At 69.3% G+C, this 15,621-nt stretch carries 13 protein-coding genes and 1 riboswitch; of the genes, 11 read left to right on the forward strand and 2 right to left on the reverse strand.

What is annotated here, in order from left to right; all coding sequences use genetic code 11:
• The first annotated feature begins 206 nt into the window (after positions 1-206).
• Positions 207-1,184, forward strand: a complete 978-nt coding sequence (locus V2J85_RS33860; protein ID WP_261951952.1) for a carbohydrate kinase family protein — start codon at positions 207-209, stop codon at positions 1,182-1,184.
• Between the two features lie 44 nt (positions 1,185-1,228).
• Here the strand turns inward: V2J85_RS33860 and V2J85_RS33865 are convergent, their stop codons facing one another.
• Entirely contained in the window at positions 1,229-2,683 is a 1,455-nt protein-coding gene (locus tag V2J85_RS33865) for a cysteine desulfurase/sulfurtransferase TusA family protein (RefSeq protein WP_330823701.1), read from the reverse strand.
• A gap of 329 nt (positions 2,684-3,012) precedes the next feature.
• On the opposite strand from V2J85_RS33865, the gene ctaC reads away from it, so the two are divergent.
• The 4 genes from ctaC to V2J85_RS33885 all read left to right on the forward strand — a co-directional run bounded on the left by ctaC (position 3,013) and on the right by V2J85_RS33885 (position 7,527).
• Positions 3,013-3,975 carry an aa3-type cytochrome oxidase subunit II gene (gene ctaC, locus V2J85_RS33870; protein ID WP_030415449.1) on the forward strand — a complete coding sequence of 321 codons (963 nt, stop codon included), beginning with the start codon at positions 3,013-3,015 and terminating at the stop codon, positions 3,973-3,975.
• The gene (gene ctaD / locus V2J85_RS33875) at positions 3,972-5,708 is read left to right on the forward strand and encodes an aa3-type cytochrome oxidase subunit I (RefSeq protein ID WP_261951954.1); all 1,737 of its coding nucleotides are present in this window, start codon (positions 3,972-3,974) and stop codon (positions 5,706-5,708) included. The genes ctaC and ctaD overlap by 4 nt, the downstream gene beginning before the upstream one ends.
• Positions 5,705-6,103: a cytochrome c oxidase subunit 4 gene (locus tag V2J85_RS33880; RefSeq protein ID WP_030083935.1), complete on the forward strand. Its 399-nt coding sequence runs from the start codon at positions 5,705-5,707 to the stop codon at positions 6,101-6,103. Before ctaD ends, V2J85_RS33880 begins: the two co-directional genes overlap by 4 nt.
• 152 nt (positions 6,104-6,255) lie before the next feature.
• On the forward strand, positions 6,256-7,527 hold the full coding sequence (locus tag V2J85_RS33885; RefSeq protein WP_261951955.1) for a L,D-transpeptidase: 1,272 nt from the start codon (positions 6,256-6,258) through the stop codon (positions 7,525-7,527).
• A gap of 42 nt (positions 7,528-7,569) precedes the next feature.
• Here V2J85_RS33885 and V2J85_RS33890 read toward each other — a convergent pair whose 3' ends face one another.
• Positions 7,570-7,971 (reverse strand): DNA-binding transcriptional response regulator, encoded by a 402-nt coding sequence (locus V2J85_RS33890; protein ID WP_261951956.1) that lies wholly within the window; start codon positions 7,969-7,971, stop codon positions 7,570-7,572.
• Between the two features lie 274 nt (positions 7,972-8,245).
• Between V2J85_RS33890 and ctaE the strand changes: the two genes are divergently transcribed.
• The 6 genes from ctaE to V2J85_RS33920 all read left to right on the forward strand — a co-directional run bounded on the left by ctaE (position 8,246) and on the right by V2J85_RS33920 (position 15,428).
• Positions 8,246-8,866 carry an aa3-type cytochrome oxidase subunit III gene (gene ctaE, locus V2J85_RS33895; protein ID WP_006606088.1) on the forward strand — a complete coding sequence of 207 codons (621 nt, stop codon included), beginning with the start codon at positions 8,246-8,248 and terminating at the stop codon, positions 8,864-8,866.
• A gap of 77 nt (positions 8,867-8,943) precedes the next feature.
• Positions 8,944-9,753 carry a cytochrome bc1 complex diheme cytochrome c subunit gene (gene qcrC / locus V2J85_RS33900; RefSeq protein ID WP_261951957.1) on the forward strand — a complete coding sequence of 270 codons (810 nt, stop codon included), beginning with the start codon at positions 8,944-8,946 and terminating at the stop codon, positions 9,751-9,753.
• On the forward strand, positions 9,750-10,811 hold the full coding sequence (gene qcrA, locus V2J85_RS33905; protein WP_261951958.1) for a cytochrome bc1 complex Rieske iron-sulfur subunit: 1,062 nt from the start codon (positions 9,750-9,752) through the stop codon (positions 10,809-10,811). The genes qcrC and qcrA overlap by 4 nt, the downstream gene beginning before the upstream one ends.
• On the forward strand, positions 10,808-12,442 hold the full coding sequence (gene qcrB / locus V2J85_RS33910; protein WP_261951959.1) for a cytochrome bc1 complex cytochrome b subunit: 1,635 nt from the start codon (positions 10,808-10,810) through the stop codon (positions 12,440-12,442). Before qcrA ends, qcrB begins: the two co-directional genes overlap by 4 nt.
• Before the next feature lie 140 nt (positions 12,443-12,582).
• Complete coding sequence (gene trpD / locus V2J85_RS33915; RefSeq protein WP_261951960.1) at positions 12,583-13,647, forward strand: anthranilate phosphoribosyltransferase; 1,065 nt, start codon at positions 12,583-12,585, stop codon at positions 13,645-13,647.
• Positions 13,648-13,739: 92 nt separating this feature from the next.
• Positions 13,740-13,857, forward strand: a riboswitch (SAM riboswitch).
• A gap of 191 nt (positions 13,858-14,048) precedes the next feature.
• Complete coding sequence (locus V2J85_RS33920; protein WP_261951961.1) at positions 14,049-15,428, forward strand: aminotransferase class V-fold PLP-dependent enzyme; 1,380 nt, start codon at positions 14,049-14,051, stop codon at positions 15,426-15,428.
• The last annotated feature ends 193 nt before the right edge of the window (positions 15,429-15,621 follow it).

Below are 15,621 nucleotides of genomic sequence, written 5' to 3' on the forward strand. Positions count from 1 at the left end.
TGTGGGGGACGCCGATGGGACGGACCCGGGCCGGATCCGGTTCCCCGGTGCCCCCGGCCGGCGGCCCGGCCGGGCGGATCTACTATGGGAGGGTTTGCGCGGCCACCGGCTGCCAGCTGTCCCGGATGACCGGCGGGTCACCCTCCCGACCGGTACCGTTTCCCCGTCCGCCGCCCCTCACTCCGTCCCACAGGAGCAGACCCGTCGTGCGTATCGCAGTCACCGGCTCCATCGCCACCGACCACCTGATGACCTTCCCCGGCCGCTTCGCCGACCAGCTCGTGGCCGACCAGCTGCATACGGTCTCCCTCTCCTTCCTGGTCGACCAGCTCGATGTCCGCCGGGGCGGCGTCGCCCCCAACATCTGCTTCGGCATGGGCCAGCTCGGCATCCGGCCCGTCCTGGTCGGCGCCGCGGGCACCGACTTCGAGGAGTACCGCGCCTGGCTCGACCGCCACGGCGTGGACACCCGCTCGGTCCGCATCTCCGAGGTCCTGCACACCGCCCGCTTCGTGTGCACCACCGACGCCGACCACAACCAGATCGGCTCCTTCTACACCGGCGCGATGAGCGAGGCCCGGCTGATCGAGCTGCAGCACGTCGCCGAGCGGGTCGGCGGCCTGGACCTGGTCCTGATCGGCGCGGACGACCCGGAGGCGATGATCCGGCACACCGAGGAGTGCCGCAGCCGCGGTATCCCGTTCGCCGCGGACTTCTCCCAGCAGATCGCCCGGATGGACGGCGAGGGCATCCGCAACCTCATGGAGGGCGCGGCGTACCTCTTCTCCAACGAGTACGAGAAGGGCCTGATCGAGTCCAAGACCGGCTGGACCGCCGACGAGATCCTGGCCAAGGTCGGCACCCGGGTCACCACCCTCGGCTCCAACGGCGTCCGCATCGAGCGGGTCGGCGAGCCCACCATCGAGGTCGGCGTCCCCGAGGAGAAGACCAAGGCCGACCCCACCGGCGTCGGCGACGCCTTCCGCGCCGGCTTCCTGTCCGGCCTGGCCTGGGGCGTCGGCCTGGAGCGTGCCGCGCAGATCGGCTGCATGCTGGCCACCCTGGTCATCGAGACCGTCGGCACCCAGGAGTACGAGCTGCACCGCAGCCACTTCATGGACCGCTTCACCAAGGCGTACGGCCACGAGGCCGCGGCCGAGGTCCAGCAGCACCTCGCTGCCTGACCCGGCCGACCCGGGCCGGGCCCACGCCCGGCCCCCTCCGCACCTCAGACGCGGCGCCGCACCACATACGCGGCGCCGCGTTCGGCCGCCCGCTCACCCACGTACTCCTGGTCGCGCATCCCGCACCAGGCGGGGATGTCCTGCCGGGCGGCCTCGTCGTCGGAGAGCACCGTCACCGTCCCGCCGACCGGTACCTGCCCGATCGTCTTGGCCAGCTCGATGACCGGGATGGGGCAGCGCCGCCCGAGCGCATCGACGACGACGCCCTCCGGCTCTTCCGCGGCAGCCCCGGCGGGCTCCTCCGCGACGGCCGCCGAAGCCTCCCGCGGCGCGCTTCCCGGTGCGGCCACCGGCGCCTCGGCCCCCACCACCCCCAGCCGCTCCCGCACCGACCGCACGACCCCCGGCAGCACCTCCAGGAACCGCTCCACGTCCGCCTCGGCCGTGCCGTACGGCAGCGAGACCCGGACGTTCCCCTCGGACAGCACCCCCATCGCGCGCAGCACATGGCTCGGCGTCAGGGTGCTGGACGTACAGGACGATCCGGACGAGACGGAAAAGCCGGCCCGGTCGAGCTCGTGCAGCAGGGTCTCCCCGTCGACATAGAGACAGGAGAAGGTGACGAGGTGGGGGAGGCGGTGCACCGGATCGCCGACCACCTCCACGTCCGGGACCAGCTCCGGCAGCCGGGTGCGGATCCGCTCCACCAGCTCCCGCAGCCGGGCCGCCTCGGTGTCGGTCCCCGGCCCGGACCGCAGCGCGCGCAGTGCGGCCGCGGCCGCGACCACTGCCGGGATGTTCTCGAAGCCGGCGCTCCGGCCGGACTCCCGCTCGTCCCGCGGCCCCTGGGGCGCGAACCGGGTCCCCTTGCGGACCGCGAGCAGCCCGACGCCGGGCGGGCCGCCCCACTTGTGGGCGCTTGCCGCCAGCAGCGACCAGGCGCCGGGCACCGGCCCCCACGCCAGTGACTGCGCGGCGTCCACCAGCAGCGGCACCCCGGCCTCCTGGCACAGCTCGGCCGCCTCCTCGACCGGCTGCTCGGTGCCCACCTCGTGATTGGCGGACTGGAGGGCGACCAGCGCGGTGTCCGGGGTGAGCGCGGCCGCGACGTCCCCGGCGGCCACCCGGCCGGTACGGTCCACGGCCAGCTCCGCGACGGTGCCGCCGGCCGCGGCATGGGCCTCGGCGGCGTGCAGGACGGAGGAGTGCTCTACGGCGGAGTGCAGCAGCCGGCGGCCGGTCCGGCGCCGGCCGGCCAGCGCACCGGCCACTCCGGTGTGCACCGCCTGGGTACCCGAAGGGGTGAAAACCAGCTCGTCCGGGCGGCAGCCGACGGCCTCGGCCGCGGCCTCCCGCGCGGCGTCCAGCAGCAGCCGGCCGCGCCGGCCCTCGCGGTAGAGCCGGGCCGGGTCGGCCCAGCCCTCGTCGAGCGAGGCGAGCAGCGCCTCACGGGCGACGGGATGGAGGGGAGCGGCGGACGCGGCATCGAAGTAGGGCACGTACCCGACGTTAGTCCCCCGGGCGGCGGCAGGCGGTGCGCCCACCGGAGTGGTCCGTTCCACCCGTCTGCGGGCCGGGGCCGGGCACGCCGTCAGATGCCTGGTGGAAGCGGGTAATCGGGTGTCCGGAGGGCGGTCCACGAGGGGCCCGGCCACCCCTTAGGGGTGCGTCGCGGCGCGTTGGGCACCCTCCCCGCGCGACCCCAAATAGCGTCCAGTAGGGTTTGGTCCGCATAAACATCCAAACCCCTGCCCGACGCAGGGCGGCGACCGACCAGCGAGTAAGGCCGCAGCCGACCGCTCGGGCGAGACTCTCGGGAAGGCGCTACGTGAGTCCCAACGGCTCCGACCGCTCGTCGCGGCGCCCGATGCGGCGGAAGCTGCCGCAGGTGCTTGCTGCGGGCCTGGTCCTGGCGACCGCTACTGGTTGCACATATAAGGACTTCCCCCGCCTCGGCATGCCAACGCCCGTCACCGACGAGGCGCCGCGGATCCTCTCTCTTTGGCAGGGCTCCTGGGCCGCCGCCCTCGCAACGGGCGTGCTGGTGTGGGGCCTGATCATTTGGAGCGTGATCTTCCACCGCCGCAGCAGGACCAAGGTGGAGGTCCCCGCGCAGACCCGGTACAACATGCCGATCGAGGCGTTGTACACGATTGTCCCCTTCATCATCATCGCGGTGTTGTTCTACTTCACCGCGCGTGATGAGAGCGCGCTCCTGAAGACCTCCAAGAAGCCGGACCACGTCGTGAACGTGGTGGGCTTCCAGTGGAGCTGGGCGTTCAACTACCTGGAGAACGTGGACGGCAACAAGTCGACCACCAACATCAACTCCAGCGCGCTCTCCGCGATCCCGGACAAGTGGAAGAAGACCGCGCCGGCCGGTGCCGACGGTGTCTACGACACCGGCACCCCGGGCGAGCGCAACCCGCAGACCGGCAACCCGGGCCCGACCCTGTGGCTGCCGAAGGGCGAGACGGTTCAGTTCGTGCTGACCTCGCGCGATGTCATCCACTCCTTCTGGGTGGTGCCGTTCCTGATGAAGCAGGACGTCATCCCGGGCCACACCAACGTCTTCGAGGTGACCCCCAACAAGGAGGGCACCTTCATGGGCAAGTGCGCCGAGCTCTGCGGCGTCGACCACTCCCGGATGCTCTTCAACGTCAAGGTCGTGTCCCCTGAGCGGTACCGGGCGCACCTGAAGGACCTGGCGAAGAAGGGCCAGACCGGATACCTGCCGTCGGGCATCAAGCAGACGGATCACGCCAGGAATGCGGAGACGAAGAACCAGTGAGCATCCTCAACGAACCTCAGGGTGCCGCCGCCGATACGGCTCCGGCTGCACCGCCCGTACGCAAGAAGCAACCCGGTATCGCTGCCGTGAAGTGGCTGACGACCACTGACCACAAGACCATCGGCACGATGTACCTGGTCACGTCGTTCGCGTTCTTCTGCGTCGGCGGCCTGATGGCGCTCCTCATGCGCGCCGAACTGGCCCGTCCCGGCACGCAGATCATGTCGAACGAGCAGTTCAACCAGGCGTTCACGATGCACGGCACGATCATGCTGCTGATGTTCGCGACGCCGCTGTTCGCCGGTTTCGCGAACTGGATCATGCCGCTGCAGATCGGCGCGCCCGACGTGGCGTTCCCGCGGCTGAACATGTTCGCGTACTGGCTGTACCTCTTCGGCTCGCTGATCGCGGTGGCCGGCTTCCTCACCCCGCAGGGTGCCGCCGACTTCGGCTGGTTCGCCTACTCCCCGCTGTCGGACGCGGTCCGCTCGCCGGGCGTCGGCGCCGACATGTGGATCATGGGTCTGGCCTTCTCCGGCTTCGGCACGATCCTCGGTTCGGTCAACTTCATCACCACGATCATCTGCATGCGTGCGCCTGGCATGACGATGTTCCGGATGCCGATCTTCACCTGGAACGTGCTGCTGACCGGTGTGCTGGTCCTGCTGGCCTTCCCGGTCCTGGCCGCCGCGCTGTTCGCCCTGGAGGCGGACCGTAAATTCGGTGCCCATGTATTCGACGCCGCAAATGGCGGAGCATTGCTCTGGCAGCACCTCTTCTGGTTCTTCGGCCATCCAGAGGTGTACATCATCGCGCTACCGTTCTTCGGCATCATTTCCGAGGTCATTCCGGTGTTCTCCCGGAAGCCGATGTTCGGTTACATCGGTCTGATCGCGGCGACGATTTCGATTGCCGGCCTTTCGGTCACGGTGTGGGCGCACCACATGTACGTCACCGGCGGTGTGCTGCTGCCGTTCTTCTCCTTCATGACGTTCCTCATCGCCGTTCCGACCGGTGTGAAGTTCTTCAACTGGATCGGCACGATGTGGAAGGGCTCGCTGTCCTTCGAGACGCCGATGCTCTGGGCGGTCGGCTTCCTGATCACCTTCACCTTCGGTGGTCTGACCGGCGTCATCCTGGCCTCGCCGCCGATGGACTTCCACATCTCCGACTCGTACTTCGTCGTGGCGCACTTCCACTACGTGGTCTTCGGAACGGTCGTGTTCGCGATGTTCTCCGGCTTCCACTTCTGGTGGCCGAAGTTCACCGGCAAGATGCTCGACGAGCGGCTGGGCAAGATCACGTTCTGGACGCTGTTCGTGGGCTTCCACGGCACGTTCCTCGTCCAGCACTGGCTCGGTGCCGAGGGCATGCCGCGTCGTTACGCGGACTACCTCGCGGCCGACGGCTTCACGACGCTGAACACCATCTCGACGATCAGCTCGTTCCTGCTGGGCCTGTCGATCCTGCCGTTCCTCTACAACGTCTGGAAGACCGCCAAGTTCGGCAAGAAGGTCGAGGTCGACGACCCGTGGGGCTACGGCCGTTCGCTCGAATGGGCGACGTCCTGCCCGCCGCCGCGGCACAACTTCCTCACCCTGCCGCGCATTCGTTCCGAATCCCCGGCGTTCGACCTGCACCACCCGGAGATCGCGGCCCTCGACGCGCTGCACAACGGCCACGGCACTGACGAGGACAAGGCCATCGCCGGTGGCAAGGAGGCGGGCAAGTGAAGATCCAGGGCAAGATGTTCATCTGGCTCTCCGTCTTCGTCCTGGCCATGGCGATCGTCTATGGCGTCTGGTCGAAGGAGCCCGCGGGTACCACCGCACTGTTCCTCGCCTTCGGCCTGTGCATCATGGTCGGCTACTACCTGGCCTTCACGGCCCGGCGGGTCGACGCGGGTGCGCAGGACAACGAGAACGCGGAGGTCTCCGACGACGCCGGTGAGCTGGGCTTCTTCAGCCCGCACAGCTGGCAGCCGCTGTCCCTGGCCGTCGGTGGTGCGCTCGCCTTCCTGGGCGTCGTCTTCGGCTGGTGGCTGCTGTACTTCTCCCTCCCGGTGATCCTCGTCGGCCTCTTCGGCTGGGTCTTCGAGTACTACCGCGGCGAGAACCGCACGCAGTAGGCGCTTCAGGCGCCAAAAGCACGGCAACACGCCGTACGGCGGGCCCGGACACCTCAAAAGGTGTCCGGGCCCGCCCCGTTCGGGGGAGCGGGGGCTACCCGTTTGCAGTCCTCCAGCGCGCTGGAGCAGGTGATTCTTCATATTTTTGGGGCATGAGTCACAGACCTCGAACCCGGACGGTGCTGAGCTGCGGCCTCCTGCTCGTGCCCCTCGCGGTGAGCACCGCCGCGTGCGGGGGCTCGGCGTCGGAACCGCTCTCCGCCAATCCCTACGACGCGGGCGACCAGATCACCGCCAACACCCCGGACGGAAAGCAGAAAGCCGACCCCGACAAACCGATCGAGGTCTCCGTCAAGGATGACGACGCGCGGATCACGGACGTGACCGCCACCGATTCCACCGGCCGCTTCGTACGCGGCGAACTGAGCGCCGACGGCAGGCACTGGCGCACCACGGTGCCGCTGGCCGCCGGAACGCGCTACACGGTGCGGGTCAGCACCGAGGAGGACGACGGCACACCCGGCCGCAAGACGCTGGTGGTGCACACCACCGACGCGGACGGCCAGTTGACCGCCACCTTCGGCCCCGAGAGCGGCGAATACGGCGTCGGCCAACCGGTCACCGCCGAGCTGAGCCGGCCCATCACGGACCCCAAGGCCCGGGCCATCGTCGAGAGCGCCCTGAAGGTCGACTCCATGCCGCGCGTCGAGGGCGCCTGGCACTGGGTGGACGACAAGAAGCTGCACTTCCGACCGAAGGTCTACTGGCCGGCCCACGCCACCATCTCGGTGCACAGCAACCTGACCGGCCTGAAGATCGCCAAGGGCCTCTACGGCGGCCCCTCCAAGCCCGTCAGACTCACCACCGGCGACCGCCTGGAAGCCATCACCGACGCCTCCGCGCACCAGATGACCGTGCTGCGCAACGGCACGTCCATCAACACCATCCCGGTCACCACCGGCAAGCCCGGCTTCTCCACCCGCAACGGCGTCAAGGTCATCCTGGGCAAGGAGAGCTTCGTCCGGATGCGCAGCTCCACCGTCGGCATCGCCGCCGGCAGCTCGGACTCCTACGACCTGCCGGTCTACTGGGCCACCCGGGTGACCTGGAGCGGGGAGTACGTGCACGCCGCACCCTGGTCCGTCGGCTCACAGGGCGCGGCGAACGTCAGCCACGGCTGCACCGGCATGTCCACCGGCAACGCGCAGTGGTTCTTCAACACCGTGCGGGTCGGCGACATCGTCAAGGTCATCAACAGCAGCGGCGACACCATGACGCCGTTCGACAACGGCTTCGGCGACTGGAACATGCCCTGGAAGGAATGGCGCGCCGGCAGCGCCCTGAAGAACGCGTCCAGCACCACAGGAGCCGCCGAGCGCCAGCAGGACCCCGGCTCCGACGCCCGGCTGCGCCCGAAGATCTGAAAGGGCCGCCACACGGCGCCCAGCGGCTCGCCGGCCCGCGCCTCAGACCTGTACGAGGTTCTTGCGGCGCAGCAGGCCGGCCAGGGCGTCCGCGAAGGCCACCGGGTCGATCGGATGGGTCACCGCCGCGTCCGCGCGGCTCCAGGTGGCCAGCCAGGCGTCCTGCGGGCGGCCGATCAGCAGCAGCACCGGCGGGCACCGGAAGATCTCGTCCTTGATCTGCCGGCAGACCCCCATGCCGCCCGCCGGCGCGGTCTCGCCGTCCAGCACACAGACGTCGATGCCGCCCTGCTCCAGGGCTTCGAGGACCGCCGGTGCGGTGGCGCACTCCAGGATCTCGATCTCGGGGGCATCGGCGGCGGGGCGCCGGCCGGCCGCCAGCCGGACCTGCTCGCGGGTGCCCGCGTTGTCGCTGTAGACCAGCACCGTGGCAGTCGCCTGCATCGTTCCTCCACGCTCTTCGTAGCGGCACAGCATCGGGTGGGGCTGATGGGCCGGATGCTACTCCCGCGGCGGGCCCCCGCAGCAGGGGGCGAAAGGGGCGAAGATCTGCCCGACGGCCCGTCAGGGGCGGGCCCGCGCGGGCCCGGGGACCGTACCGGCGGCCGGCCTTCCCTCCTTCGGGCGACGCCGGAAATGGGCCGTACGAGCAGGGCATACGTCCTTGACACACCGAACGGCACCCCCCGGAGTGAGGGCGGGATAAGCGACCGACATAATGTCGGTCGTGGCGACAGCAACGACAGTAGAAACCGGGCACGCGCACCCGTCGGTCAATCGGCCGAACCTCACCAGCGTCGGAACCATCATCTGGCTGAGTTCCGAGCTGATGTTCTTCGCGGCCCTCTTCGCGATGTACTTCACCCTTCGATCCGTGACCGGAGAGGCTTATTGGAAGGAATCGGCCAGCGCGCTGAACCTTCCGTTCTCCGCGACCAACACCACGATCCTGGTGCTCAGCTCGCTGACCTGCCAGCTCGGCGTTTTCGCGGCCGAGCGCGGCGACGTCAAGAAGCTCCGGGCCTGGTTCGTGGTCACCTTCATCATGGGTGCCATCTTCATCGGCGGTCAGGTCTTCGAGTACACCGAGCTGGTCAAGCACGAGGGCCTGTCGCTCTCGTCCGGCCCGTACGGCTCGGTGTTCTACCTGACCACCGGCTTCCACGGACTGCATGTGACGGGCGGTCTGATCGCCTTCCTGCTGGTCCTGGGCAGGACGTACGCGGCCAAGAGGTTCACCCACACGCAGGCCACCGCGGCCATCGTCGTGTCCTACTACTGGCACTTCGTCGATGTCGTCTGGATCGGCCTCTTCGCCACGATCTACCTGATCCGCTGACCGGTCCGACCGGACGCACAGATCAGACAGACATAGCCAAAGCATCGACGCAGAAGATCCTGACACCGGGGTAATCCGTGAAAAAGCTCTCCGCACGACGGCGCCATCCGCTGGCGGCGCTCGTCGTCCTACTCTTCGCGCTGGCGGTCACCGGGGGGCTGTACGCCGCGTTCGCGCCGGCGGACAAGGCTCAGGCCGATGACACCGCCCAGTCCCTTGCCATCAAGGAGGGCAAGAAGCTCTACGCCGTGGGCTGTGCCAGCTGCCACGGCACCGGCGGTCAGGGCACCACCGACGGCCCGAGCCTGGTCGGTGTCGGTGCCGCAGCCGTCGACTTCCAGGTCGGTACCGGCCGCATGCCGGCCCAGCAGCCCGGCGCCCAGGTGCCGCGGAAGAAGCCGATCTACAACAACGCCCAGCGCGAGCAGCTGGCGGCCTACGTCGCGTCGCTGGGTGCCGGCCCCACCATCCCGGAGAAGTCGCAGTACAACTCCGAGGGCGCCGACATCGCCAAGGGCGGCGAGCTGTTCCGCACCAACTGCGCGCAGTGCCACAACTTCACCGGTAAGGGCGGCGCCCTCACCGACGGCAAGTTCGCACCGACGCTCGAGGGCGTGGACCCGAAGCACATCTACGAGGCCATGCAAACCGGCCCGCAGAACATGCCCTCCTTCGGTGACGGCTCGCTGAGCAAGCAGAACAAGAAGGACATCATCGCGTACCTCGGCGCCGTCAACGGCGATGAATCCGAGAGCCCCGGCGGCCTCGACCTCGGCGGTCTCGGTCCGGTCAGTGAGGGTCTCTTCGGCTACATCTTCGGCCTGGGCGCGCTGGTCGCGGTCGCCATCTGGGTCGCAGCCCGGACTACGAAGGCCAAGAAGTCATGAGCGAGACTGGACGACACGAAGACGTGCCAGAAGAAATTCTGCCCGGTGAGCGGGAGGCTCACGAAGGGGCGGTGCGCCCGGCGGACGACCCGTTCGCCGACCCGGGTCTGCCGGCCCACGAGCACCGCGCCCAGGACATCGACGAGCGGGCCGCCCGGCGCTCCGAGCGCACCGTCGCCCTGCTCTTCCTGGTGTCCATGATCGCCACGGTGGGCTTCATCGCCTCCTACGTGGCCATCCCGATCGACAAGATCGTGTACATCTGGCCGATCGGCCACATCAGCGCGCTGAACTTCGCGCTGGGCCTGACGCTGGGTGCCGCCCTCTTCTGCATCGGCGCCGGCGCGGTCCACTGGGCCCGCACGCTGATGTCGGACGTGGAGGTCGCCGACGACCGCCACCCGATCGAGGCCAGCCCCGAGGTCAAGGCCAAGGTCCTGTCGGACTTCAAGCTGGGCGCCGAGGAGTCGCAGTTCGGCCGCCGCAAGCTGATCCGCAACACGATGTTCGGTGCGCTGGCCCTGGTGCCGCTCTCCGGTGTCGTCCTGCTGCGCGACCTCGGGCCGCTGCCCGAGACGAAGCTGCGCACGACGAACTGGAAGAAGGGCGTCCGCCTGGTCAACCAGTCCACCAACCTCCCGCTGCGTCCCGAGGACATCGCGGTCGGCTCCCTGACCTTCGCCAAGCCCGAGGGCCTGGAGGAGGACCAGGAGGACTTCAACGAGAAGATCGCCAAGGACGCCCTGATGCTCGTGCGGATCCAGCCGCAGAACATCAAGGACAAGCAGGAACTCGCGTGGTCCCACGAGGGCATCGTGGCCTACTCGAAGATCTGCACCCACGTGGGTTGCCCGATCAGCCTGTACGAGCAGCAGACGCACCACGTGCTCTGCCCCTGCCACCAGTCGACGTTCGACCTCTCCGACGGCGGTCGGGTGATCTTCGGTCCGGCCGGACACGCCCTGCCGCAGCTGCACATCACGGTGAAGGACGGCTTCCTGGAGGCCGCCAGCGGTTTCGAGGAGCCCGTCGGCCCGAGCTTCTGGGAGCGCGGATGAGTAACGAAACAAGCGCGACCACGCGCCGCGGCCAGGCGCCGCGGGGCGAGCGGATCGCCGACTGGGCGGACGGCCGGCTGGGCATCTACAGCCTCGCCAAGTCCAACATGCGCAAGATCTTCCCGGACCACTGGTCCTTCATGCTGGGCGAGGTCGCGCTCTACAGCTTCATCATCATCATCCTGACCGGTGTCTACCTGACGCTGTTCTTCCACCCGAGCATGGCCGAGGTGACCTACCACGGTTCCTACGTGCCCATGCAGGGGATCCGGATGACCCAGGCCTTCGAGTCGACGCTGGACATCAGCTTCGACGTCCGGGGTGGTCTGCTCATCCGCCAGATCCACCACTGGGCGGCGCTGGTCTTCCTGGCCGCGATGATGGTCCACATGATGCGGGTGTTCTTCACCGGCGCCTTCCGCAAGCCGCGCGAGGTCAACTGGCTGTTCGGCTTCCTGCTGCTGGTGCTCGGCATGTTCACCGGCTTCACCGGCTACTCGCTCCCCGACGACCTGCTCTCCGGCACCGGCGTGCGGTTCATCGAGGGCGTCATCCTGGCGATGCCGCTGGTCGGTTCGTACCTGCAGATGTTCATCTTCGGCGGCGAGTTCCCCGGGCACGACATCATCCCGCGGTTCTTCACGGTCCACGTGCTGCTGCTGCCGGGCATCATGCTCGGCCTGCTGGTGGCGCACCTGATCCTGGTCTTCTACCACAAGCACACGCAGTTCCCGGGTGCCGGCAAGACCAACACCAACGTCGTCGGCATGCCGCTGCTGCCGGTCTACATGGCCAAGGCCGGAGGCTTCTTCTTCCTGGTCTTCGGTGTGATCTCGGTGATCGCCGCGGTCGCCAGCATCAACCCCGTGTGGGCCATAGGGCCGTACCGGCCGGACCAGGTCTCCACTGGTGCGCAGCCGGACTGGTACATGGGCTTCGCCGAGGGCCTGGTCCGTGTCATGCCGGGCTGGGAGTGGAACTTCTGGGGCCACACCATCAACTTCGGTGTACTGATCCCGATCCTCCTCTTCCCGCTCGTCCTGGTCGCCATCGCGGTCTACCCGTTCGTCGAGTCCTGGGTCCGCGGTGACAAGCGCGAGCACCACATCCTGGACCGCCCGCGCAACGTGCCCACCCGCACCGGTTTCGGTGTGGCCTGGCTGGTCGCGTACTTCGTGATGCTGATCGGTGGCGGTAACGACCTGTGGGCCACCCACTTCCACCTGTCGATCAACTCGATCACCTGGTTCGTCCGGATCGCGTTCTTCGTCGGGCCGGTGCTGGCCTTCATCGCCACCAAGCGGATCTGCCTGGGTCTGCAGCGGCGCGACAAGGACAAGGTGCTGCACGGCCGCGAGTCCGGCATCATCAAGCGCCTGCCGCACGGCGAGTTCATCGAGGTCCACGAGCCGCTCGACCAGGAGCAGCTGCACTTCCTGACCCAGCACGAGCAGCCCGCGCCGCTGGAGCTGGGCCCGGAGGTCGACGAGAACGGCGTCCGCCGCAAGATCAAGCGGTCGCAGAAGCTCCGCGCCAAGCTCTCCAAGGGCTACTACGGCGAGGACAACGTGATCCCCAAGCCCACGGTCGAGGAGTACAAGGAGATCACCAGCGGCCACGGCCACCACTGATCCCTTGCGCGCCTCGTAGCGCACCGTAGGTAGTACGCCACCCAGAGGGCCCCGTCCGAGCAACGGACGGGGCCCTCCGGCGTGCGGTACCTCTCGATAGGGTGACGACATAAGCAGGACACAAACCAGGAGCGTGGACCATGAACGTTGTGACCCCGATTGGCGGCGACAGCGTGGCGGCCCACACCTGGCCGGGCATCCTGAACGCCCTGCTCGACGGCCGCGACCTCGCCGCCGACGACACCGCCTGGGCGATGGACCGGATCATGCGGGGCGAGGCCAGCGACGCCCAGATCGCCGGGTTCGCGGTGGCCCTGCGCGCCAAGGGCGAGACCGTCGCGGAGATCTCCGGCCTGGTCCGGACGATGTACGCGCACGCCCGGCTGATCGAGGTCCCGGGCCCCAGCGTCGACATCGTCGGCACCGGCGGTGACGGCGCCAAGACCGTCAACATCTCCACGATGTCCTCGATCGTCGTGGCCGGCACCGGCGCCAGGGTCGTCAAGCACGGCAACCGCGCCGCGTCCTCCGCCAGCGGCGCCTCCGACGTCCTGGAGAAGCTCGGCGTCAACCTCGACCTCACCCCGCAGCGGGTCACCGAGGTGGCCCAGGAGGCCGGCATCACCTTCTGCTTCGCGGTGAAGTTCCACCCCTCCCTCCGGCACGTCGCCAACGCCCGCGGCCAGCTCGGCATCCGCACCACGTTCAACGTGCTCGGCCCGCTGACCAACCCCGCCCGGGTGAAGGCCCAGGCGACCGGCGTCGCGGACGCCCGCATGGCGCCCATCCTGGCCGGCGTGCTCGCCGAGCGGGGTTCCTCCGCGCTGGTCTTCCGCGGCGACGACGGCCTCGACGAGCTGACCACGACGGCCACCTCCCGGGTCTGGATCGTGCGGGACGGCACGGTCCGCGAGGAGTCCTTCGACCCCCGCGACGTCGGCATCCCCCTCGTCCCCGTCGAGGCGCTGCGCGGCGCGGACGCCTCGTACAACGCGGACGTCGCCCGCCGGCTGCTGGACGGTGAGACCGGCCCGGTCCGCGACGCGGTGCTGCTGAACTCCGCGGCCGCGCTGGTAGCGCTGGAGCCGTCGGACGCCCCGCTGACCGACCGCATCCGCCTCGGCATCGAGCAGGCCGCCGCGTCGATCGACTCGGGCGCGGCAAAGCGGGCGCTGGAGCGCTGGGTGGCCGCCAGCAACGCCTGAGCGGCCGGTGACGCAGGGTGTGACGCAGGGCTCAGTCCGTCATATGGACTGAGCCCTTGCGGGTAAATGGTCTTGTGGCATGATGCTGCGCAGGTCACGAGTGACAGCGACACAGGCCCCGGCCCGCTGTCCGGCAACCCTCCTTCCGTGGCGGGGTGCCCCGGGTGATGACCAGGCCGCAGTCAGCGAGGTCTGCGGCAAGCGCGGATCCCTCGCCAGGGATCCTGGTCCCCGAGGGAGAACTTCCGTGAATCAGCGAATGCGATAGGGCTCAACGGCCCCTTTCCCGCACCCTTTTTCCTTTCACGCTGCGTATCGCGCCGCGCCCTCCGGCATACCCGGACAGCGCCGCCGCCACCCCCTTCCGCAGCGAATTCGCTTACGCCTTACGGGAGTTCGCCATGTCTGTTTCCGCCGTTGCCGCCGACCGTTCCGTCTGTGCCCCGCTGCCCGTCCTCGGCCGGGACGTCCTGGTCCCGCTCGTGACCGGCGGCGAGGTCGACTACGCCGCGCTGGACTACGCCGCTAGCGCCCCGGCACTCCAGCGGGTCTGGGACGACGTGGCCGCCTACGCCCCGTACTACGGCAGCGTGCACCGCGGCGCCGGATACCTCTCGCAGCTCTCCACCGACCTCTTCGAGAACAGCCGCCGCACGACCGCGGAATTCCTCGGCTGCCGCGCCGACGACCAGGTCGTCTTCACCCGCTCCACCACCGACTCGCTCAACCTGCTCGCCGCCGTACTCCCGCAGGACACCCGGGTGTTCGTCTTCGAGACCGAGCACCACGCGTCGCTGCTGCCGTGGGAACAGCGCGCCGACCTGACGGTCACCTACCTCAACGCCCCGCGCACCCCGGAGCAGGCCGTCGCGACCCTGGAGCACGCGCTCGCCGACCGCGAGCCCTACGGCCCGGCCCTGGTCTGTGTCACCGGTGCCTCCAACGTCACCGGCGAGCTCTGGCCGGTCCGCGAACTGGCCGCCGCGGCGCACGCGCACGGCGCCCGGATCGTCCTCGACGCGGCCCAGCTCGCCCCGCACCACCCGGTCGACCTCGCCGAACTGGACGTCGACTGGGTCGCCTTCTCCGGCCACAAGCTGTACGCGCCGTTCGGCGCGGGTGTCCTCGCCGGCCGCGCGGACTGGCTGCAGGACGCCGACCCGTACCTGGCGGGCGGCGGCGCCAGCCGCAAGGTCTCGCGCCGCGCGGACGGCGGCGTCGACGTCGAATGGCACACCACGGCCGCCCGCCACGAGGCCGGCTCGCCCAACGTCATCGGCGCCTACGCCATCGCCTCCGCCTGCAAGGCGCTCACCGAGGCGGGCTTCGACACGCTCGTCGCCCGCGAGCAGGAGCTGATCGCGCGGGTCCGCGCGGGGCTGGCCGAGGTCCCCGAGGTGCGCGTCCTCTCCCTCTTCGGCGACGACGCCCCGCGCGTCGGCGTGCTCTCCTTCGTGGTGGACGGCTGGAACAGCTCGCACTTCGCCGCCGCGCTCTCCGCCGAGTACGGCATCGGCGTCCGCGACGGCCTGTTCTGCGCGCACCCGCTCGTCCGCACCCTGCTGGGCACCGACCCGCAGGACCCCGGCGAGTGCGGCGCCCCCGACGCGGCCCCCGGCGAGCGCTCCCTCAACGCCATCCGCGTCTCCTTCGGCGCCGGCACGCCCGACGAGCATGTCGACCGCTTCCTGCGAGCGGTCAAGGAACTCGTCTCCGAGGGGGCGCGCTGGAACTACCGCACGGAGGACGGTCGTTGCGTACCGGTGGCTGACGCCGTCTGATTCCCACGTACTTGTCTGCGGCGCCGCGGGTCGTCTCGCCGTTGCGCCTGCGGCGGGCTGGGTTGTGTTGGGTGCGGTGACGGGCCTCCGGGGCCGGTTGTGTGGACTGCTGACGCTTTACGTCCACACAACCGGCCCCTCCGGCCCGTCCCCTCCCGTTGGGGGGGAAGTTGAGGCCGGTGGGGGTGCACGT

The organism is Streptomyces bugieae (assembly GCF_036352915.1).
GTDB lineage: Bacteria > Actinomycetota > Actinomycetes > Streptomycetales > Streptomycetaceae > Streptomyces > Streptomyces endophytica.